Annotated in this window: 20 protein-coding genes; 13 read left to right on the top strand and 7 right to left on the bottom strand. The window is 63.2% G+C overall.

Annotated elements, in window-relative coordinates:
* Positions 1-105 precede the first annotated feature (105 nt).
* From C7441_RS15565 to C7441_RS15525, 9 genes are all read left to right on the top strand, one after another.
* Complete coding sequence (locus C7441_RS15565) at positions 106-288, top strand: Flp family type IVb pilin (RefSeq protein WP_109613677.1); 183 nt, start codon at positions 106-108, stop codon at positions 286-288.
* 141 nt (positions 289-429) lie between these two features.
* Positions 430-951: an A24 family peptidase gene (locus C7441_RS15560; RefSeq protein WP_109613676.1), complete on the top strand. Its 522-nt coding sequence runs from the start codon at positions 430-432 to the stop codon at positions 949-951.
* Between the two features lie 189 nt (positions 952-1,140).
* The gene (gene cpaB / locus C7441_RS15555) at positions 1,141-1,953 is read left to right on the top strand and encodes a Flp pilus assembly protein CpaB (protein WP_109613675.1); all 813 of its coding nucleotides are present in this window, start codon (positions 1,141-1,143) and stop codon (positions 1,951-1,953) included.
* Positions 1,950-3,500, top strand: coding sequence for a type II and III secretion system protein family protein (locus tag C7441_RS15550; protein WP_109613674.1), 1,551 nt, complete (start codon positions 1,950-1,952; stop codon positions 3,498-3,500). Before cpaB ends, C7441_RS15550 begins: the two co-directional genes overlap by 4 nt.
* A 14-nt stretch (positions 3,501-3,514) precedes the next feature.
* A complete protein-coding gene (locus C7441_RS15545) occupies positions 3,515-4,204 on the top strand; it encodes a CpaD family pilus assembly protein (protein ID WP_244916170.1) in 690 nt (229 codons plus the stop codon).
* A gap of 23 nt (positions 4,205-4,227) precedes the next feature.
* The gene (locus tag C7441_RS15540; protein ID WP_170125151.1) at positions 4,228-5,505 is read left to right on the top strand and encodes a CpaE/TadZ family protein; all 1,278 of its coding nucleotides are present in this window, start codon (positions 4,228-4,230) and stop codon (positions 5,503-5,505) included.
* Positions 5,506-5,526: 21 nt separating this feature from the next.
* Positions 5,527-6,996 carry a TadA family conjugal transfer-associated ATPase gene (locus tag C7441_RS15535; RefSeq protein WP_109613672.1) on the top strand — a complete coding sequence of 490 codons (1,470 nt, stop codon included), beginning with the start codon at positions 5,527-5,529 and terminating at the stop codon, positions 6,994-6,996.
* A gap of 5 nt (positions 6,997-7,001) precedes the next feature.
* Positions 7,002-7,994, top strand: coding sequence for a type II secretion system F family protein (locus tag C7441_RS15530; protein WP_109613671.1), 993 nt, complete (start codon positions 7,002-7,004; stop codon positions 7,992-7,994).
* A gap of 4 nt (positions 7,995-7,998) precedes the next feature.
* Positions 7,999-8,991, top strand: a complete 993-nt coding sequence (locus C7441_RS15525; RefSeq protein WP_109613670.1) for a type II secretion system F family protein — start codon at positions 7,999-8,001, stop codon at positions 8,989-8,991.
* 120 nt (positions 8,992-9,111) lie between these two features.
* On the opposite strand, the gene C7441_RS15520 is transcribed toward C7441_RS15525, so the two are convergent.
* Positions 9,112-9,936, bottom strand: a complete 825-nt coding sequence (locus C7441_RS15520; RefSeq protein WP_109613669.1) for a tetratricopeptide repeat protein — start codon at positions 9,934-9,936, stop codon at positions 9,112-9,114.
* Between the two features lie 265 nt (positions 9,937-10,201).
* Between C7441_RS15520 and C7441_RS15515 the strand changes: the two genes are divergently transcribed.
* The 4 genes from C7441_RS15515 to C7441_RS15500 all read left to right on the top strand — a co-directional run bounded on the left by C7441_RS15515 (position 10,202) and on the right by C7441_RS15500 (position 13,680).
* Positions 10,202-10,783, top strand: a complete 582-nt coding sequence (locus tag C7441_RS15515) for a DsbA family protein (RefSeq protein WP_040692959.1) — start codon at positions 10,202-10,204, stop codon at positions 10,781-10,783.
* A 155-nt stretch (positions 10,784-10,938) separates the two neighbouring features.
* Positions 10,939-12,306, top strand: a complete 1,368-nt coding sequence (locus C7441_RS15510; protein ID WP_109613668.1) for a leucyl aminopeptidase family protein — start codon at positions 10,939-10,941, stop codon at positions 12,304-12,306.
* Positions 12,307-12,472: 166 nt separating this feature from the next.
* A complete protein-coding gene (locus C7441_RS15505; RefSeq protein WP_019172643.1) occupies positions 12,473-12,823 on the top strand; it encodes a MarR family winged helix-turn-helix transcriptional regulator in 351 nt (116 codons plus the stop codon).
* Complete coding sequence (locus C7441_RS15500; protein ID WP_109613667.1) at positions 12,820-13,680, top strand: C40 family peptidase; 861 nt, start codon at positions 12,820-12,822, stop codon at positions 13,678-13,680. The genes C7441_RS15505 and C7441_RS15500 overlap by 4 nt, the downstream gene beginning before the upstream one ends.
* A 61-nt stretch (positions 13,681-13,741) precedes the next feature.
* Here C7441_RS15500 and C7441_RS15495 read toward each other — a convergent pair whose 3' ends face one another.
* Genes C7441_RS15495 through C7441_RS15470 form a run of 6 tightly spaced genes read right to left on the bottom strand, consistent with a single transcriptional unit; the run spans position 13,742 to position 19,249 of the window.
* Entirely contained in the window at positions 13,742-14,683 is a 942-nt protein-coding gene (locus tag C7441_RS15495) for a 2-hydroxyacid dehydrogenase (RefSeq protein WP_109613666.1), read from the bottom strand.
* 23 nt (positions 14,684-14,706) lie between these two features.
* Complete coding sequence (locus tag C7441_RS15490; protein ID WP_109613665.1) at positions 14,707-16,332, bottom strand: ABC transporter ATP-binding protein; 1,626 nt, start codon at positions 16,330-16,332, stop codon at positions 14,707-14,709.
* Positions 16,329-16,718: a type II toxin-antitoxin system VapC family toxin gene (locus C7441_RS15485; protein ID WP_109613664.1), complete on the bottom strand. Its 390-nt coding sequence runs from the start codon at positions 16,716-16,718 to the stop codon at positions 16,329-16,331. The genes C7441_RS15490 and C7441_RS15485 overlap by 4 nt, the downstream gene beginning before the upstream one ends.
* Positions 16,715-16,963, bottom strand: coding sequence for a type II toxin-antitoxin system VapB family antitoxin (locus C7441_RS15480; RefSeq protein WP_026060487.1), 249 nt, complete (start codon positions 16,961-16,963; stop codon positions 16,715-16,717). Before C7441_RS15480 ends, C7441_RS15485 begins: the two co-directional genes overlap by 4 nt.
* 49 nt (positions 16,964-17,012) lie before the next feature.
* Complete coding sequence (locus C7441_RS15475) at positions 17,013-18,149, bottom strand: ABC transporter permease (protein ID WP_109613663.1); 1,137 nt, start codon at positions 18,147-18,149, stop codon at positions 17,013-17,015.
* Entirely contained in the window at positions 18,149-19,249 is a 1,101-nt protein-coding gene (locus C7441_RS15470; RefSeq protein WP_109613662.1) for a microcin C ABC transporter permease YejB, read from the bottom strand. Before C7441_RS15470 ends, C7441_RS15475 begins: the two co-directional genes overlap by 1 nt.
* Positions 19,250-19,264: the final 15 nt, after the last annotated feature.

Genomic DNA, 19,264 nt, shown 5'->3' with positions numbered 1-19,264 from the left:
TCCTTAAGCGGTTTGAAAGAGCTCCTCGCTAGGGTGCGGCTATCCGATCAATGACGAAGAACAGTTGACGGAAGTGCTGTTAAACGTGGAGTAAGGAGCTTTCCCATGAAGAACATCTTCGCCCGCTTTATGAAGGACGAATCCGGCGCAACCGCCATCGAATATGGCCTGATCGCCGCGCTGATCGCCGTTGTCATCATCGGCGCCGCCGGTGCTATCGGCACCAACCTGAGCGACAAGTTCCAGGGAATTGCTGATGAAATCAGCACTGCTGGTACTGGATCGTAATAACATTCCGCTGAAAAATCGGTGTGGAATGACAAAGGCCGCCGTTACAGCGGCCTTTTTCTTTCACTTTTACCCAAAATCACAAATCCTTAATCGGATGAGGGCAAGATCTAAAATGGCCGTATCCCATAGGTTGGCATCATGCTCATAGCATTGGTCTTGGTTGTCTTCCCCTTTTGCATGCTCTTCGCTGCTATCTCCGACACGCTGTCGATGACGATCGCCAACCGCGTTCCGTTGCTCCTCATCGGCACTTTCGCGGTCGCAGCGCCGCTGACCGGGATGGACTGGTCGGTTTATGGCATGCACTTCGCCGCCGGCGCTCTGGTACTTGCCGTCACCTTCGCTCTTTTCGCTCTCGGCAGCATGGGCGGCGGCGACGCCAAGTTGATGGCCGCGACGGCCGTGTGGATGGGTTTTTCGCCGCTGCTTCTGAAATATCTTCTTTTCTCGGCGGTCTTTGGCGGGCTGCTTACGCTGGCAATCCTGCGTTATCGCGGTTCGGCAATTGCCGTCTTCACCTCGCGCAACATGTTCCTGCGCAATTTCGCGGATGGGAAGCTCGGCGTGCCCTACGGCATCGCGCTCGGCATTGGCGGCCTGCTCACCTATCCCGAGTCGCCCTTGATGGTCTGGGCCATCGGCCAGCTCGTCGCCAACTGATTTCCATATCGCTCGCCCCCACATCTTGCGGACGACCTTCGCATGCTCGGTCATCGACAGATGACGTGAAGGTTTACGGCGCAATCAACGCAAAATTAATGATACGCGTCAGGGATGCATTAACCATAATTTGACGATTGCTCCCCATTGTCCGTGATCGGACGGGTATATGGGCAAGGGGTTCGGGCAATGGCAGCATCCCGGCTGATCATTCTGGGCGTGGCGGTGGCGGCCGCCGGCGGGGCAGGCTACGTGGCCAAGAACATGGCGGCGTCGCAGCCGGTGGAAGTCGTGAACGCAGGCCCGCAAGAGCCGGCAGTTCCCCTCACCGAAGTGCTCGTTCTTGCCAGCGACGTGCCCATGGGGGCGTCCGTCAACGGGCATCTCTCCTGGCAGGCATGGCCCAAGGACAATGTCGGCGCGGGCTTCATCACCCGTTCGGCCGATCCCGAAGCCCTGGACCAGCTCAAGAACTCGCTTGCGCGTGTCGCCATGTATTCGGGCGAGCCTTTGCGTCGCTCCAAGCTGGTGGGTGACGGCCAGAGCTTCATGTCTTCCATCCTGCCCGCCGGCAAGCGCGCGGTGGCCACGCGTATCGCAGCCGATACGTCCGCCGGCGGCTTCATCCTGCCCAACGATTATGTGGACGTGATCATGACGCGCCGCAGCGAAGCCGAAAGCGGCGGCAGCGGCTATGTCACCGAAACCATCCTGCAGAACATCAAGGTTCTCGCCATCGATCAGGCCATCCAGGAAGACGAGGAAGGCCGGCGCGTGAAGGTGGGCGATACGGCCACGCTGGAACTGTCGCCGCAGCAGGCCGAAATCATCACCGTGGCCCAGCAGATGGCCGATCGGCTGACGCTTTCGCTGCGCTCGGTTGCCGACGCCCAGCAGAAGCCGGACGGCGAGGCCGACTATCTGGTTTCCGGGAACGGCCGCCGGGGCACGATACGGCTGATAAAGGCCGGTGAAATGACCGAGACGGGGGCGCGCAAATGAGGGCGAATCTGAATGGCCGTGTTGCCCGGCTTGCGGTTCTCGCAGGCTCCGCAACGGCCCTGCTTCTGACGAACCTCCCGCAGGGAGGGCAGCTTGCCGCTCACGCTGCGGGCAGGGCGCAGATCGGCTCTTCTTTAGGCAATGCGCAGCGGGTGAAGCTCGGCCTCAACAAATCCATCGTCATCGACCTGCCGGCGGATGCCTATGACATTCTCGTCGCCAATCCGGCAGTGGCCGATGCCGTGACCCGCACGGCACGGCGCATTTATCTTTTCGGCAAGTCGGTCGGCGAAACCAACATCTTTGTCTTCGGCCCGAACGGCGAGCAGATCGCCAGCCTCGATCTGGCCGTGGAGCGCGATGTCGCGGGGCTGGAAGATTACATCAAGCGGTTTATTCCGAGCTCCAGCGTCAGGGTGGAACTGATCAACGATAACGTCGTGCTGACGGGAACGGTGGAAACGCCGCTCGACGCCAAGCGCGCGGTCGATCTGGCAACAGTCTTCGTCAGTGGCGGCGAGGCGACCACCGGCCAGTATTCGCAGACCGCTTCCGGCGGGTCCTCGAACGGCGGCGTCGACATCAACAACCCCGATTCCGAGCGGAGGGTGAGCAGGATCGTCAATCTCCTGCAGATCGTCGGCGAGGATCAGGTGACGCTCAAGGTCACGGTCGCCGAAGTCAGCCGCAATGTCATGAAGCAGCTTGGCGTCAACATGATCGCCAGCGGCAACGCAGATGGCATTTCGTGGGGCGCCATCGGCGACAGTATCCCCGGCCTCGGCAAATCGCTTTCGGCTTCCCAGCTCTCCCTGGGAACCTCGATGCTCGACGCCTACATCAATGCGATGGAGCAGTCGGGGGTGATGAAGACCCTCGCCGAGCCCACGCTGACAGCGGTCTCCGGCGAAAAGGCGACATTCAAGGTCGGTGGCGAGTTCAACCTTGTTACCGGAAGAAGCATCGACAAGGACACCGGCGAGACAAAGTACGACATAGAGAAACTCGACTATGGCATTGGTCTGGAATTCCAGCCGGTCGTGCTTTCTCCGGGACGTATCAGCCTCAAGGTGAGGACTTCCGTTTCCGAGCCGACGAACGAAGCCTCGGTGGCGCTTTCGGCGGGTTTTCAGAAGGGCCAGCGCTTCAATCAGCCCGGCATGACCGCCTTGTCCATCCGCAAGCGTCTGGCCGACACCACGGTCGAGCTGCCGTCCGGCGGTTCCATGATGATCGCCGGGCTCGTGCGCGATGACGTGCGCCAGGCCATCAATGGCGTGCCGGGCCTCGCCAAGATTCCCGTCCTTGGCACGTTGTTCCGCAGCCGCGATTTTGTGCGCAACGAGACGGAGCTGGTCGTCATCATCACGCCCTATCTGTCCAAGCCCGTCGCGCGCAACGAACTGGCCAGGCCGGACGACAATTTCACGCCCGCCAGCGATGGCGCCGGCATGTTCCTTGGTCGCGTCAACCGCGTCTACGGCACCATGCAGACCAACAGACCGGCCGGCCGTTATCACGGCGTCGTCGGCTACATCTACAAGTGATCGGGGGAACCGGCATGTCTCAGGCAAGATTTGCCATCAGGATCGCGGCTCCGGCGCTGGCCGGCCTCGCAGCCATGCTGGTTTCGGGCTGCGCGCAGCGCGACAGCGTCACCGTCGGCTCCATCCCCGACGACTATCGCACCAATCATCCGATCGTCATCGGCGAGAAGGAGCGTGTGCTGGATCTGCCGGTGGGCGCTGGCGACCGCGGCATGACGGAAATGCACCGCGTGGCGTTGCGCGGCTTCTTTGCCAATTACGATCGCAGCGCAGCGCCGCTCGTCACGATCATGGTGCCCTATGGCGCGCCCAACTCGGTTGCCGCCGGCGATGCCGGTCGCGATTTCGCGCGCTACGTCCAGCGTATGGGCGTGAAGGACAGCCGGGTCATCGTCTCGTCCTACCAGCCTTCGGTGCCGGATGTGTCCGCGCCCATCCGCGTCACCTATGCGGCCATGCGCGCCTATACGGACCGCTGCGGCCGCTGGCCGGCGGACCTTGCCGACACTACCGACAACAAGCACTACGCCAATTTCGGCTGCTCGTTCCAGAACAACCTTGCAGCGCAAGTGGCGAACCCGGCCGATCTTCTGGGGCCGCGCCAGCCGTCCGAGATCGATGCCGAGCGGCGCGAGACGGTCATAGACGGCTACCGCAATGCGCCGTTCTACACTCCGGTGCCGCGCCGCGAGGTCGATTACTGATCGGCGATGGGGGACATCTGATCATGGACAATCTCGCCTACGATACCGAAACGGAGAACCCGGAAACCACACCGGATTTCGCCGCGATGAACGCGCTGCGGCCGGTGCCGCGTATCTCCATCCAGGCATTCTGCGAAACCGAGAGCGTCGCGCACCCGATCGAGCGCGCCGCCGAGGACCGCCGCATGGCCAAGGCGCATCTCAAGGTGCATATGGGCGGCATCGCCACCGCGGTCGAGTTCTACCAAAGCGCGCCGACCCCGAACCTCATCATCCTGGAATCGCGCTCCGAGCCGCGGGAGCTGCTCGCCTCGCTGCGCGAACTTTCCGAGGTTTGCGATCCCAGTTCGCGCGTGGTCATCATCGGCCATTACAACGATGTCGGCCTCTACCGCGAACTGATCCGCTCGGGCATCTCCGAATATGTCGTCGCCCCGATCTCGATGGTGGATGTGGTCAGCGTCATCGCGTCGATCTTCGTCGATCCCGAAGGCGATCCCATCGGTCGCTCCATCGCTTTCATCGGCGCCAAGGGCGGCGTCGGCTCCTCCACCATCGCGCACAATGTCGCCTGGAGCATGTCGACCCTGTTCAGCTCCGAGGTCATGGTCGCCGATCTCGATCTCGCCTTCGGCACGGCCAATATCAATTTCGACCAGGACCCTGCCCAGGGCATTGCCGAAGCGGTCTTCTCGCCGGAGCGCGTGGACGAGGTCTATCTGGACCGTCTCCTTGCGCAATGCGCCGAGCGTCTGTCGCTGCTTGCCGCGCCGTCTACGCTCGACCGCGTCTACGATTTCGATTCCGAAGCCTTCACGCAGATCATCGACACGGCCCAGCGCAGCGCCCCGCTGCTGGTGCTGGATGTGCCGCATGTCTGGAGCGGCTGGTCGCGCAACACGCTCATGCAGGCCGATGAGATCGTCATCACCGCCACGCCGGAACTGGCCAATCTGCGCAACACCAAGAACCTGCTCGACATGCTGGCGAAGCTTCGCCCCAACGACGCGCCGCCCCGGCTGATCCTCAATCAGGTGGGCGTGCCCAAGCGTCCTGAAATCTCCGTGTCGGATTTCGCCGAGCCGCTCGGCGTCACGCCTGTCGCCGTTATTCCGTTCGAGCCCCTGCTGTTCGGCAATGCCGCCAACAATGGCCGCATGCTGGGCGAGATGGACGCCAAGAGCCCGATCGTCCAGACATTTTCCGAAATCGCGCATGTGCTGACGGGCCGCAGCGAGGCCAAGGCGCGCAAGAAGGCGGGTCTCGGCGGCATTTTCGAAAAGCTCAAGCTCAAGAAGTGAACCTGGGACTGGTAATCGGCCATGTTTGGTAGAAGAGGCACTGACGAGGGAAGCCGGGCAAAGCCCGAATTCCGCCCGCCCGCACCACCGGCGGCGGCTTCGGTGCAGCCGGTGGTCGAAACCCGCATCGCCTCCGCGCCGGCCGCGCCGCGCCGTCCTGTTGCCGAGCCGCCGGCACCGGAGCCGCGCAAGGCCCAGCGCGAGCGCAGCGAAACCTATTACGACACCAAGAGCCAGGTCTTTTCCGCGCTCATCGACACGATCGATCTGTCGCAACTCGCCAAGCTCGATCCCGAGAGCGCGCGCGAGGAAATCCGCGACATCGTCAACGACATCATCGCGATCAAGAATTTCGCGATGTCGATCTCCGAGCAGGAAGAACTGCTCGAGGATATCTGCAACGATGTGCTCGGCTATGGCCCGCTGGAGCCGCTTCTGGCGCGCGACGACATCGCCGACATCATGGTCAACGGCGCCAGGCAGGTCTTCATCGAAGTCAATGGCAAGGTCGAGCAGACCGGCATCCGCTTTCGCGACAACCAGCAGCTTCTGAACATCTGCCAGCGCATCGTCAGCCAGGTCGGCCGTCGTGTGGACGAATCCTCGCCCATCTGCGATGCGCGCCTGCCCGACGGTTCTCGCGTGAACGTCATTGCCCCGCCGCTGGCGATCGACGGCGCGGCCCTCACGATCCGCAAGTTCAAGAAGGACAAGCTCACGCTTGACCAGCTCGTCCGCTTCGGCGCGATCTCGCCAGAGGGCGCGGAAGTGCTGAAGATCATCGGCCGCGTGCGCTGCAACGTCATCATCTCGGGCGGCACGGGCTCAGGCAAGACGACGTTGCTCAACTGCCTGACCAATTATGTCGACCGCGACGAACGCGTCATCACCTGCGAGGACTCGGCCGAACTGCAGCTCCAGCAGCCGCATGTCGTGCGTCTCGAAACGCGCCCGCCCAACCTTGAAGGCGAGGGCGAGATCACCATGCGCGATCTCGTGAAAAACTGCCTGCGCATGCGTCCCGAGCGCATCATCGTGGGCGAGGTGCGCGGACCGGAAGTGTTCGACCTGTTGCAGGCCATGAACACGGGCCATGACGGCTCGATGGGCACGATCCACTCCAACAGCCCGCGCGAGTGCCTCAACCGCATGGAATCGATGATCGCCATGGGCGGCTATTCGCTGCCGCAGCGCACCGTGCGCGAGATCATCGTCGGATCGGTGGATGTCATCATTCAGGCCGCGCGCCTGCGCGACGGCTCGCGCCGCATCACCCATGTCACCGAGGTGATCGGCATGGAAGGCGACGTCATCATCACGCAGGACCTGGTCCTTTACAACATCAAGGGTGAGGATGCCTCGGGGCGACTGATCGGCGAGCATGTCTCGACGGGCGTCGGACGGCCGCATTTCTGGGATCGGGCACGTTATTTCGGTGAGGAACAGCGACTGGCGACCGCACTGGAAGCCATGGAAAAGCGGACGGACTAGCACCGATGTTCGGCATGGACTCGACGGTATTGATGTTCATCGCGCTGGCCGGCCTCAGCGCCGGCGCGGTGGCCTATGCTTTCCTGTTCAAGTCCATCGAAAACGAGAAGAAGGCGGATCGCCGGCTGCAGACGGTCAAATCCGCCGAAACCGATCGCTCGGTGGTGAGGGCGGCGCGCGATCGTGCGAACGAGGCTCAGAAACGCCGCAAGTCGATCCAGGATTCGCTGAAGGAACTGGACGAAAAGCAGAAGACGCAGGACCGCAACACCAGGAAGCCGCCGCTGCGCATCCAGATCAGGCAGGCAGGCCTGCAGGTGCCGGTGGAGCGCTTCTATGTCTATTCCGGCATCTGCGGCGTGGTGCTCACGCTGCTGGCCTTCATTGTCGGCGCACCGTTTCTGTTGCTGCCGGGCGTGCTGATCGCCGGCTCCATCGGCGTGCCGCGCTGGTTCGTTTCGTTCAAGCGCGCGCGCCGCGTCAAGGCATTCCTGAACGAGTTTCCGAATGCGCTCGACATCATCGTGCGCGCGGTGAAGTCGGGCCTGCCGCTGAATGACGGCATCCGCCTTATCGCCAGCGAGGCGCCGGAGCCGGTGAAGTCCGAGTTCCGTCGCATCGTCGAGGCACAGCAGCTCGGGCTTTCCATTCCGGAAGCCGCCATGCGCATGGGCGAGACCATGCCCTGTCCGGAAGCGAATTTCTTCGGCATCGTCATCCAGATCCAGAGTCAGGCCGGCGGCAATCTTTCCAAGGTGCTGCGCGACCGCAAGAAGATGAAGGCCAAGGTGCAGGCCCTGTCGATGGAAGCCAAGGCTTCCGCCGCGATCATCGGCGCGCTGCCCTTCATCGTGGCGCTGCTGGTCTATCTGTCCAGCCCGGGTTTTATCATGCCGCTGTTCATCACCAGCACCGGCCACATGATTCTGGGTGTGTCGGGCATCTGGATGTCGATCGGCATTTTCGTCATGCGCAAGATGATCAATTTCGAGGTCTGATCCAATGACCGACCATGTCGTCAAGACCATCACCGATCCGTCCTTCCTGATTGCGCTGCTGGTTGGCATTGCGGTCTTCGCCACCGTTTTCACCGCATTGCCGGCATTGGGCGCCAACCCGCTCAAGTCGCGCATGAAGGCCGTGGCGCTGGAGCGCGACGAGCTGCGCGCCAGGCAGCGCGCGCGCCTTGCCGCCGAGGCCGATCGCCGCCGCAAGGGCTTGCGCGAGGAACAGTCGGTGGGCATGCGCAACATCGTTGAGCGGCTGGACCTGAAGCGGGCGCTGGTCGACGAGGCGACGCTCAACAAGCTCAAGGTCGCGGGGTTCCGCGGCGAGAACCCGCTGACGAGGTTTCTTTTCTTCCGCCTGGTCCTGCCCTTTGTCGGACTGGTGCTGGCCGTCCTCTATGTCTTCGTGCTGGGCGCTTTGCCCGACCAGCCGATGTTCATGAAGATATTCGTCTGCATCATTGCGGCCTATGCCGGCTTCTACCTGCCGGTGCTCTATGTCACCAACCGGGCGACCAAGCGCAAGCAGTCGATCCAGCAGGCATGGCCCGATGCGCTCGATCTGACGCTGATCTGCGTGGAGTCGGGCATGTCCATCGAGGCCGCGATCAGGCGCGTCGCCGACGAGATCGGCGCGCAATCGGTGGATCTGGCCGAGGAACTGATCCTCACCAATGCGGAACTGTCCTATCTGCAGGAACGTCGGCAGGCATATGAGAACCTTGCCGCGCGCACCGGGCTTGAGGCGGTGAAGGGAGTAACGCAGGCGCTGATCCAGGCCGAGCGCTACGGCACGCCGGTCGGGCAGGCATTGCGTGTGCTTGCCAATGAAAGCCGCGAGATGCGCATGAACGCCGCTGAGAAGAAGGCAGCCGCGCTGCCGCCGAAACTCACCGTGCCGATGATCCTGTTTTTCCTGCCGGTGCTGTTCGCCGTCATCCTGGGGCCGGTCGGCATCCAGGTCAGTGAACGTGGCAGCTTCTTCTGATGGCAGGCGATTGTGCGCCCCGACCGAAGGTGATGGGAACAGGTGAACCGGACGAAATCGCGTCTATTTTCACAGGCCCGGCGTGTTGCAGGCCGTAGCGACGGGCGCGGTCTGCGCGGATCAGTTGGTGGCGGAAGCTTTCTTGTCCTGCCGCTTGAGCTGGTTCCACGCATTCTGCTGCGAGAGCATGTCGCGCAGATAAGCGACATTGGCCTGTGCCTGTTCGGGCGAAAGCTCACCGCGGGCGATCTTCTCGGCCTCGTCGAAGCGACCCTGCAAGCCGACCACCAGTGCGAGGTTCTGGCGCACCCGGCTGTCGGCGCCGGGAGCGGCTGCTGCCTGGCGCATATGGGTTTCAGCCGTCTTGAGATCGCCTTCCAGCACATAGGACATGCCCAGATTGGACAGCACCGAGGGCTCGTTCGGCTTGATGCCCAGCGCCTTGCGGTAGAGCTGGCGCGCTTCCTGCGGCTGGCCGAGCTGGTCGAGGATGGCGCCCTCGGCCGAAGCGAGCTTCCAGTCGGGATATTCCGGCGTCTGGGCGCGCCGCACCGCATCCAGCGCCGGTTCGAGCTGACCGCCGGCGGCCAGCGCCTTGCCATAGGCGGCCAGCACTTCGCGGTCCTTGGGCAGCGCGATGGCCAGCTTGCGCATCACCGCCAGCGCCTGGTCCGACCGGCCATTCATCTGCAGCACGCTAGCGTAGCGCAACGCGATGGATTTTTCGGTGGGGTTGCGGGCATAGGTCTTGCCGAGCGCGGTCGCGGCGGAAGCGAGTTCCGTCGACGACATGCTTTCCACCGGCTTGCTGCCGGTCGTCCGCGAGACCGAGCCGGTCGTCATCCTGTCGGTTCCGCAGCCCGAAACACCGGCCGCGAGTGTCAGCATCATGGCTGCCATGATGGCGCGCCTGGCTGCGGTCGTCTTCATGCGAATGGTCGACATCGAAACCGGATCCCCGTCCTCGCCGGCCCTGGGCCAGCTTCCCGTGTCGAGAAATATTCTGTTAACCCTAACGCAAGGTTAATGGCTGCGTCGTCGGCGGGCGTGACGGTAAGCATGGCGACCATCTCCCTGATTTTGGCCATTTGCGCCCTCAAACAGAACATAATTACACTGCATAGGCGTCCATCAAGAGCGCTGGGGATGTCGCGCTTGACTTCCAAGCAGATATAAAAAGGAGAAGCCTGTGACGATCAACAGACGCCAGATGCTTGTCGGTTCGGTTATTGGCGCTGCGAGCCTCATGCTCCCTGAAGCTTCCGCCCTTGCGGCCGGAAAGGGATCGCTTGCCGATCCCGACATTCCCGTCTTTGGCAATCCACATGGCGATGTCACCATCTTTGAATTCTTCGACTATCAGTGCGTTTATTGCAAATGGAGCTATCCGGATCTGATGAGGGTCGTCGAGCGGGACGGCAATGTGCGTCTGGTTATGAAGGACCTTCCGGTGTTCGGTGCGTCGTCGGTCCGGGCGGCACGCATGGTGCTGGCGGCGAAGGAACTCGGCCAGTACAAGCAGGCGCTGCGTGCGCTGATGGCGACCCGCTCGCGGCTGGTGGACGAGCGTATCGATGACGCGCTCGCCCAGGCAGGGGTCGACCCGGCCGCGTTGCAGACGGTCGCCAATTCCGATCGTATCGGGCGCATCATCGCCCGCAACAAGGGACAGGCGCGCGCCTACGGCTTGAGCGGCACGCCGTCCTTCGTCATCGGATCGAAGGTCTATCGCGGCGCTCAAAGCGAATGGGCGCTCAACAAGGCCATCGAGTCGGCCCGCCGCGCTGCATGATTTTCGCGCGTGCTACCCGCGCTCGCCTGCTTTGCAGGCGCGCGCGTCGGCGCTAGAAGGGGACAATCAGACTCCGGCGTGATCGATCGCGTTGGAGCCCCCCTTAAGGCCCGGCCGCTCCTGCCGGGCCGCTCACGCAGCCGAGGAAGACACGCATGCCGCTCTCCGTCACCGACAAGAAGCTGAAAAAGTCCCGTCCGATCCATCTGGTTGCCAAGGGCGGTCTGGATGGTGCGGGGCTCGATCTGACGGTGCTGGCCTGGGCGCAGCAGAACGGCTTTTCCGGGGAAGCGGGCCGCGCGCTGGTGCTGCCCGACGCCGAAGGCGCCGTCGCCGGTGTGCTGTTCGGTCTCGGCAATGACGGGGAGGGCGCGCTGTCGCTCGGCGCGCTGGCACGCAGCCTGCCCGAAGGCGACTGGCATTTCGCCGAAACGCCTGCCAACCCGTCACTGGCCGCGCTCGGCCTCATGCTCGGCGGCTATGTCTTCACCCGATACGGCAAGAATGCCGGCAAGGAGTTGCGGCTTTCGCTTCCCGATGGCGTGGATCGTGCCGATGTGGAACGCCTCGCCGAGGGCGTTTTCCTGACGCGCGACCTTGTCAATACACCCACCAACGACATGGGCCCGGATGCGCTGGAAGCCACCGTGCGCCGCCTGGCAAAGCAGCATAAAGCCAAGGTCGAGGTGATCGAGGGCGACGATCTGCTGAAACGCAATTTCCCGATGATCCATGCCGTCGGCCGCGCCTCGACCATCGCGCCGCGCCTCATCGACATGGTTTGGGGCAAGAAGGACGCGCCCAAGATTACATTGGTGGGCAAGGGCGTGTGCTTCGACACGGGCGGCCTCGACATCAAGCCGGCCAGCAGCATGCTTCTGATGAAGAAGGACATGGGTGGCGCGGCCAATGTGCTAGGCCTTGCCTCCATGATCATGGCGGCAAACCTGCCGGTGCGCCTGCGCGTGCTGATCCCGGCGGTCGAGAACGCCATCGCGGGCAACGCCTTCCGCCCCGGCGACATTCTTTCCAGCCGCAAGGGGATTACCGTCGAAATCGGCAATACCGATGCCGAGGGCCGGCTGGTGCTGGCCGACGCGCTGGCGCTGGCCGACGAGGAAGCGCCGCAGCTTCTGGTCGATATGGCGACGCTGACGGGTGCCGCCCGCGTGGCGCTGGGGCCGGACCTGCCGCCCTTCTACACCGGCGACGATGCGCTTGCCGCCGAACTCGCGACGGCAGCCACGGAGGTCGAGGATCCGATCTGGCGCATGCCGCTCTGGAAGCCCTACGACGCCAAGCTTTCCTCCAAGGTGGCCGACATCAACAACGTCACCACGGACGGTTTTGCCGGCTCTATCACGGCTGCCCTGTTCCTGCAGCGCTTCGTCGAGAAGGCCGCGAGCTGGGCGCATTTCGACATCTTCGCCTGGAACCTGACCGAGCGCCCGCATGGACCTGTCGGCGGCGAGGCGCAGGCGATCCGTGCGCTGGAGCGCGTGATCTCGGCCCGCTTCGGCTGACCGAGCATTTTGCAGCGAAGTGGCGTCGCTTCCTCGCGTCGCACAAAGGCGGTAATCAATTATGGGTCATGATGATGCCGAAGAGCAGTTCCGCTTTTCGGCATCATGGTCCAGCGTCCGCCTGGACTGAAACGGAACCGAAACGTTTTCGCGGCATTCTGGGCGCATGGCAGTCCATTTGCGTCCGAGCCAGGCTTTGCGACTTTGGCAGCAGGTCAACCTTGCCGAGGTGCGCGATGACGCGCCCGACCTCACGGTTCGGCAGATGGCGATCCTGCTGACCATCTATCTCGACCCGCCGCCGCATACGGTGCGCGGGCTGGCGGCACGGCTCAACGTCACCAAGCCGGTGATCACGCGCGCGCTCGACACGATGGGCGCGCTGAAACTGGTGTCGCGCCACCGGGACGAGCTCGACAGGCGCAACGTGCTTATCAAGCGCACCGTGGAGGGCGCGCTCTATGTCGAGCGCTTTGGCGATGCTATCATTGCCAAAGCAATGGAGTTACCGATTTGACCGCCCGCGATGCCCGCCTGCATGCCTTTCGTCCCGACCTTGCCGACGCCCGCCTGAAAGGTCAGGTGTCGGCCGAACGGTTCGTCACCGGTCGCCCGGCGCGCATCGCTGCCTCGGTGGCGGATCTGAAGAAGTCGCCGCGCGACGATTCCGCCATCGACACGCAGCTCATCCATGGCGACGAGGTGCTGGTGTTCGACGAAACGCCGGGGTGGGCGTGGGTACAGGCAGAGCGCGACGGTTATGTCGGTTATGTCGTGCAATCGGCCATCGTCCCGCGTGAGCACGCGCCGACACATCGCGTCATCGTCCCGCGCACTTTCGTCTATCCGGGGCCTGACCTGCGCTTTGCGCGCGCAGGCGAATTGTCCATGGGCGCGCTCGTCACCGTGACGGGCCAGGCCGAGACGCGCGGCACGGCCTATGCGCTGCTTTCATCCGGGCAGGCCGTTGTCGCCGGACATATCGCACCGGTCGAGGCCGTGGCGGAGGATTACGTCGCCGTTGCGGAAACCTTCCTTAACACGCCCTATCTGTGGGGCGGCGTGTCGGGCTTCGGCATAGACTGCTCGGGGTTGGTGCAGCTTTCCATGCTGATGGCGGGGCGCAGCGTATTGCGCGACACCGATATGCAAGAGGCTTCGGTGGGGGACCCCATCGTTCCGGGCGCGGATTTTTCCGGCCTGCGGCGCGGCGATCTGGTGTTCTGGAAGGGTCATGTCGCCATCATGACCGATGCCGAAAACATGATCCATGCCAATGGCCACACCATGATGGTGTCGCGCGAGGGCTTGCGCGAGGCGGTCGAGCGCATCGGCTATCTCTATGGCGGCCCCACGAGTTTCCGGCGCCCGTGAGTTTCTTCCCTCCCCTTCGAAGGGGAAGGTAAGTGGTTTAGATCCCGGTCTCTGTCCGTCCTCAATACCCCGCCGCGCGGTCGACGATATGGTCCAGCGGCTCGCCGCGCTCGAAGGCGTCCATCTGCTTCAGCATCGGTGGGATGAGATGCTCGGGGTCGGATGTGGCTGCCGCATGCGGTGTGATGAACACCTTGGGATGCGTCCACATCGGGCTCGTCTTCGGCAGCGGTTCGACCTCGAACACATCGAGGCTGGCCTCCTTCAGCGTGCCGTCGTCCAGCGCGCGCACAATGTCGGCGTCCTTCTGCAGCTTGCCGCGCCCGGCATTGATCAGCACCGCTCCGCCGAGCGCGTTGCGGCGGCGCAGGTGACGCAGAAGGTCATGGCTGATGATGCCTTCGGTCGCCGGTGTATGCGGCAGCAGCACCACCAGAATGTCGGTGGCATTGAGGAAGGGGATCAGCCCCTGCTCGCCATGAAAGGTCGTCACGCCTTCCATCGCTTGCTCGGTGCGGCTCCAGCCGTTGAGGCGGAAGCCAAGCCCCATCAATGTCCGCGCGGCCGCCCGGCCGAGCTGGCCCAGTCCCATGATGCCCACCGAGACGTCTTCGGCCGGCCTCTGCAATGGCTCGTGCCAGATCTTCTTCTGCTGCTGGGCGCGGTACAGCGCACCCTGGCGATGATGGTCGATCACGCGCCAGACGACATATTCGGTCATGTGGCGGGCCAGATTGTCGGCCACCACGCGCACGATCGGCACGTCCGGCAGGCCGGGATCGTTGAACAGGTGATCGACACCGGCGCCGATGGAAAAGATGACCCGCAGGTTCGGCAGCTTGGCCAGGATGTTCGGCGGCTGCTTCCAGACCACGGCATAGGTTATCGACGGGTCCGTCGCGCTGTCGGGTTTTAGCACCACGTCGCGCTCTGCCGCCAGAAGCTCATGCCAGCGCTGCGGGTTGAACCCCGTGACCGACAACAGAATACGGCCCTTCTCCATGCCGTGCCCTCCCTCTTTTCTTGCTATTCGCTGACGACGCCGGCTGGCGCCGTTTCGATGCGGAACGCCGCCGAGATCAGCGCGCGCGTGTAATCCGTTTGCGGGTTCTCGAAAATCTGCCGCGAGGAGCCGGCCTCGACGATCCGCCCGTTGCGCATGACGATCACGTCATTGGCCAGCGCCCGCACCACCTTGAGATCGTGGCTGATGAACAGGTAGGCAAGGTCGTGCTTGGCCTGCAGGCCGCGCAGCAGATCCACCACCTGCGCCTGCACGCTCATGTCGAGCGCCGATGTCGGCTCGTCCAGCATGACGAAGCGGGGTTTCAGCACCATCGCACGCGCAATCGCAATGCGTTGGCGCTGGCCGCCGGAGAATTCATGGGGGTAGCGGAAGCGGGTCGAGGGATCGAGCCCCACCTCGTTCAGCACGTCCACCACCTGCCGGTCGCGCTCGTCGTCTGACAGCTTGGGGGCGTGGATTTTCAGCCCTTCCTCGATGATCTCGGCCACCGACATGCGCGGGCTGAGCGAACCGAACGGGTCCTGGAACACGATCTGCAGGTCGCTGCGCAGCGGCCGCATGTCGTTGAAGGTGAGGGCGTTGATGTCGCGGCCCTCGAATTTGATCTGCCCGGTGGAGGAGATCATGCGCGAAAGCGCCAGCCCCAGCGTGGTCTTGCCCGATCCCGATTCGCCCACCACGCCCAGCGTCTGGCCGGCCCGCACGGTGAGGTCGATACCATCCACGGCCTTCACATGGTCGACCGTCTTGCGGAAGAAGCCCTGCCTGATCGGAAACCAGACCTTGATGTCCTTGCCGGACATGACGGGCTTGGCGTTCTCGTCGGTTGCCGGGGGCTTGCCCTTCGGCTCGGCGGCCAGCAGGTGGCGGGTATATTCATGCTGCGGATTGGAGAATATCTGCTCGGTGGGGCCTGCCTCGACGATCTTGCCCTTGGTCATCACGCACACGCGGTCGGCGATGCGGCGAACGATGCCCAGATCGTGGGTGATGAACAGCATCGACATGCCGCTGCGCTGCTTCAACTCGTCCAGCAACTGGAGAATCTGTGCCTGGACGGTGACGTCCAGCGCCGTCGTCGGCTCGTCGGCGATCAGCAATTCGGGCTGGTTGGCCAGCGCCATGGCGATCATCACGCGTTGCCGCTGGCCGCCCGAAAGCTGGTGTGGATAGGCGTCGAGCCGCTTGGCGGGCTCGCGGATGCCGACATCGGTGAAGAGTTGCAGCGTGCGCGTGCGTGCGTCCTTCAGGCTCATCGGCTGGTGCAGGCGCAGGATTTCGACGATCTGCTGCGAGATCGTGTGCAGCGGGTTGAGCGAGGTCATAGGCTCCTGGAAGATCATGGAGATCTTGCCGCCGCGCACCTGCCGCAGTTCCTTCTCGCTCAGCGCCAGCAGGTTCCGGTCGTGGAACAGGATTTCGCCCGAGGGATGGCTTGCCGCCGGATAGGGCAGCAGTTTCAGCACCGACAGCGCCGAGACCGACTTGCCCGATCCCGATTCGCCGACCAGCGCCACCGTCTCGCCCTTGCCGATGTCGAAGGAGATGCGGTCGACGGAGGTCTGCGTGAGGCCGCCGTTGGAAAACGCAACCGAAAGATCGCGGACGGAAAGCAGCGTGGTCAAAGGGCGGCCTCGATATCGGTCTTGCGGAAATCGTCGCCCTTGAAGAGGAGCTTTTCGCTTCGCGCCTTGGCGAGTGCATATGCGAAGCAGTCGCCGAGGTTGAGCCTTGCCGGATGATTGCCCTTGCCGAACCGTTGGTAGGCTTCGCGGGCAATTTGCGCCTGGGTCCGTGTAATCTGTGCGAGCTTTATCGCTCCTACCCGCATGATTTCGTCCAGCGCCTCCCCGGTCTCGGGACCTTTCTTGTCAGCCCTTATCGCGGCCTCCACGAAATTAATCGGCGAGATGAAGATATCGTCGAGCTCATCGGCGATCGCGCGGCTATATGAGTCTCCGTCCTCTTCTCCGAGGACAATGGCCAGCAGGGCGGAGGCGTCGACAATCATGCCGGAAGCCCATCGTCGTCATAGAGATCGGAATGGTCGCTCGTTATGCCGGGCGGTGTCGGCGGAAGGCGCGAGACGATCTCCTTGATCCGCTGATATCGCCACTCCCGCTCCTTGTGCCGTGCGAGCCTCTCCAGCCTGTCTTCCAGCGCGCGCTCGATGGCCGTAGTCAGGGTCTCACCGGTTTCCCGGGCGAGGTCCCGTGCCAGCCTCTCCACCCGCTCGTTCTTGATATTCATGCCCATGCCGGTCTCCATGGTAGAAATCCGGCAGGATTATACCATCTCCAACCGCTCATCGGAATGTCTTCCGCGGATCGAAGGCGTCACGGGTGGCCTCGCCGATGAAGATCAGCAGCGACAGCATGATCGAAATTACGAGGAAGCCTGAAAAGCCGAGCCAGGGGGCGTTCAGGTTGCGCTGCCCCTGCTTCAGCAGTTCACCGAGCGAGGGCGAGCCGGGAGGCAGGCCGAAGCCGAGAAAATCGAGCGATGTCAGCGTCGTGATCGAGCCGTTGAGGATGAAGGGCAGGAAGGTCAGCGTCGCCACCATGGCGTTGGGCAGCAGGTGGCGGATCATGATCGTGCGGTTGGGTACGCCGAGCGCGCGCGCGGCATTCACATACTCGAAATTGCGCGCGCGCAGGAATTCGGCGCGCACCACGCCCACGAAAGCCACCCAGGAAAACAGCAGCATGATGCCGAGCAGGATGAAGAAGCCCGGCGGCAGAATGGCCGAGATGATGAGCAGCAGGTAGAGCACCGGAATGGCCGACCAGATTTCGATGAAACGCTGGAACAGCAGGTCGGTCCAGCCGCCGAAATAGCCCTGTATGGCGCCGGCGGTCACGCCGACAAGCGCCGAGCCGGCCGTCAGGATCAGGCCGAACAGCACCGAGATGCGGAACCCGTAGATGACGCGCGCCAGCACGTCGCGTGTCTGGTCGTCCGTGCCCAGCCAGTTCCAGTTGCCGGGCGTGCAGTTCTCGTCATTCACGCCCTGCGGGTAGCGCTGGCAACGCACCTCCTTGGAATACAGCCAGGAAGGCTTGGCGGGAGCAGCTTCCGGAATCTCGTTGTTGACCGTGTTGTAGCTGTAGCGGATCGGCGGCCAGATCAGCCAGCCATGCGCCTTTATCTCGTCGCTGATCGCGGGATCGCGATAGTCGGTCACCGCGTAGAAGCCGCCGAACTTCTCTTCCGGATAGTCGATCAGGACCGGAAACAGGATTTCGCCCTTGTAGGAGGCGATCAGCGGCCGGTCGTTGGCGATGAATTCGGCAAACAGCGACAGCACGAACAGGACCATGAATATCCAGAGCGACCAGTAGCCGCGCCGGTTGGCCTTGAAGCTGGCCCAGCGCCGCTGGTTGAGCGGCGACAGCCGGGGGCGTCTGCTGCGTGCGCCTGTCACGTCCTCCACGGTCGTCATCACACATCCCTCCGCTCGAAGTCGATGCGCGGATCGATCCATGTGTAGGTGAGGTCGGAGATCAGGCTGACGATGAGGCCGATGAGCGAGAAGATGTAGAGATTGGCGAACACCACCGGATAATCGCGGTCGAGAATGGACTTGTAGCCAAGCAGCCCCAGCCCATCAAGCGAGAAGATGTTCTCGATCAGCAGCGAGCCGGTGAAGAAGGCCGAGATGAAGGCGCCGGGAAAGCCGGCGATCACGATCAGCATGGCATTGCGGAAGACGTGCCCGTAGAGCACCCTGCGTTCCGACAGGCCCTTGGCGCGGGCCGTGACCACATATTGCTTGCGGATTTCATCGAGGAAGGAATTTTTCGTCAGCAGCGTCGTGGTGGCGAAGGCCGACAGCACCAGCGCCGTCAGTGGTAGCGTGATGTGCCAGAAATAGTCGAGGATGCGCGCCGGCCACGACAGTTGCTCCCAATTGTCGGAGGTGAGGCCGCGCAGCGGGAACCAGTCGAAGAAGGAACCGCCGGCAAACAGCACCATCAGAAGGATGGCGAACAGGAAGCCGGGAATGGCATAGCCGATGATGACGATCGCGCTGGTCCAGGTGTCGAAGGAGGAGCCGTCCTTCACCGCCTTGCGGATGCCGAGCGGGATCGAGATCAGATAGGACAGCAGCGTCACCCACAGGCCGATGGAGATCGACACGGGCATCTTTTCGAGGATCAGGTCGAGCACGCTGATGTCGCGGAAATAGCTCTGGCCGAAGTCGAAGCGGGCATAGTCCCACAGCATCATGAAGAAGCGTTCGAGCGGCGGCTTGTCGAAGCCGAACTGCTTTTCCAGCTTGGCGATGAATTCGGGGTCGAGCCCCTGCGCCCCGCGATATTTGGACGAGGCGATGCCGCCGGCATCGAAATTGGTCATGCCGGGTTCGCCGCCGCCACCGGAAATGCGTTCGGTCGCGTCGCCGCCCTGCCCGGTCAGCTTGGCGATCACCTGCTCCACCGGTCCGCCCGGCGCGAACTGCACGACGGCAAAGGAGATCGCCATGACGCCGAACAGGGTCGGGATCATCAAAAGGATGCGGCGCAGGATATAGGCACCCATCAGGCAGGCCTCGCC

It is taken from the genome of Pseudaminobacter salicylatoxidans (assembly GCF_003148475.1).
GTDB classification, from domain to species: domain Bacteria; phylum Pseudomonadota; class Alphaproteobacteria; order Rhizobiales; family Rhizobiaceae; genus Pseudaminobacter; species Pseudaminobacter salicylatoxidans.
This window is presented reverse-complemented; position numbering and strand designations above follow the sequence as displayed.

What these genes read in the sequence shown, in the direction of transcription:
- C7441_RS15510 (WP_109613668.1), top strand. Translation starts at nt 10,939, where the DNA reads ATGCCGCTCTCCGTCACCGACAAGAAGCTGAAAAAGTCCCGTCCGATC.
- C7441_RS15495 (WP_109613666.1), bottom strand. Translation starts at nt 14,683, where the DNA reads ATGGAGAAGGGCCGTATTCTGTTGTCGGTCACGGGGTTCAACCCGCAG.
- cpaB (WP_109613675.1), top strand. Translation starts at nt 1,141, where the DNA reads ATGGCAGCATCCCGGCTGATCATTCTGGGCGTGGCGGTGGCGGCCGCC.
- C7441_RS15520 (WP_109613669.1), bottom strand. Translation starts at nt 9,936, where the DNA reads ATGTCGACCATTCGCATGAAGACGACCGCAGCCAGGCGCGCCATCATG.
- C7441_RS15545 (WP_244916170.1), top strand. Translation starts at nt 3,515, where the DNA reads ATGTCTCAGGCAAGATTTGCCATCAGGATCGCGGCTCCGGCGCTGGCC.
- C7441_RS15565 (WP_109613677.1), top strand. Translation starts at nt 106, where the DNA reads ATGAAGAACATCTTCGCCCGCTTTATGAAGGACGAATCCGGCGCAACC.
- C7441_RS15525 (WP_109613670.1), top strand. Translation starts at nt 7,999, where the DNA reads ATGACCGACCATGTCGTCAAGACCATCACCGATCCGTCCTTCCTGATT.
- C7441_RS15540 (WP_170125151.1), top strand. Translation starts at nt 4,228, where the DNA reads ATGGACAATCTCGCCTACGATACCGAAACGGAGAACCCGGAAACCACA.
- C7441_RS15530 (WP_109613671.1), top strand. Translation starts at nt 7,002, where the DNA reads ATGTTCGGCATGGACTCGACGGTATTGATGTTCATCGCGCTGGCCGGC.
- C7441_RS15485 (WP_109613664.1), bottom strand. Translation starts at nt 16,718, where the DNA reads ATGATTGTCGACGCCTCCGCCCTGCTGGCCATTGTCCTCGGAGAAGAG.
- C7441_RS15515 (WP_040692959.1), top strand. Translation starts at nt 10,202, where the DNA reads ATGCTTGTCGGTTCGGTTATTGGCGCTGCGAGCCTCATGCTCCCTGAA.
- C7441_RS15550 (WP_109613674.1), top strand. Translation starts at nt 1,950, where the DNA reads ATGAGGGCGAATCTGAATGGCCGTGTTGCCCGGCTTGCGGTTCTCGCA.
- C7441_RS15560 (WP_109613676.1), top strand. Translation starts at nt 430, where the DNA reads ATGCTCATAGCATTGGTCTTGGTTGTCTTCCCCTTTTGCATGCTCTTC.
- C7441_RS15535 (WP_109613672.1), top strand. Translation starts at nt 5,527, where the DNA reads ATGTTTGGTAGAAGAGGCACTGACGAGGGAAGCCGGGCAAAGCCCGAA.
- C7441_RS15480 (WP_026060487.1), bottom strand. Translation starts at nt 16,963, where the DNA reads ATGGGCATGAATATCAAGAACGAGCGGGTGGAGAGGCTGGCACGGGAC.
- C7441_RS15470 (WP_109613662.1), bottom strand. Translation starts at nt 19,249, where the DNA reads ATGGGTGCCTATATCCTGCGCCGCATCCTTTTGATGATCCCGACCCTG.
- C7441_RS15475 (WP_109613663.1), bottom strand. Translation starts at nt 18,149, where the DNA reads ATGACGACCGTGGAGGACGTGACAGGCGCACGCAGCAGACGCCCCCGG.
- C7441_RS15505 (WP_019172643.1), top strand. Translation starts at nt 12,473, where the DNA reads ATGGCAGTCCATTTGCGTCCGAGCCAGGCTTTGCGACTTTGGCAGCAG.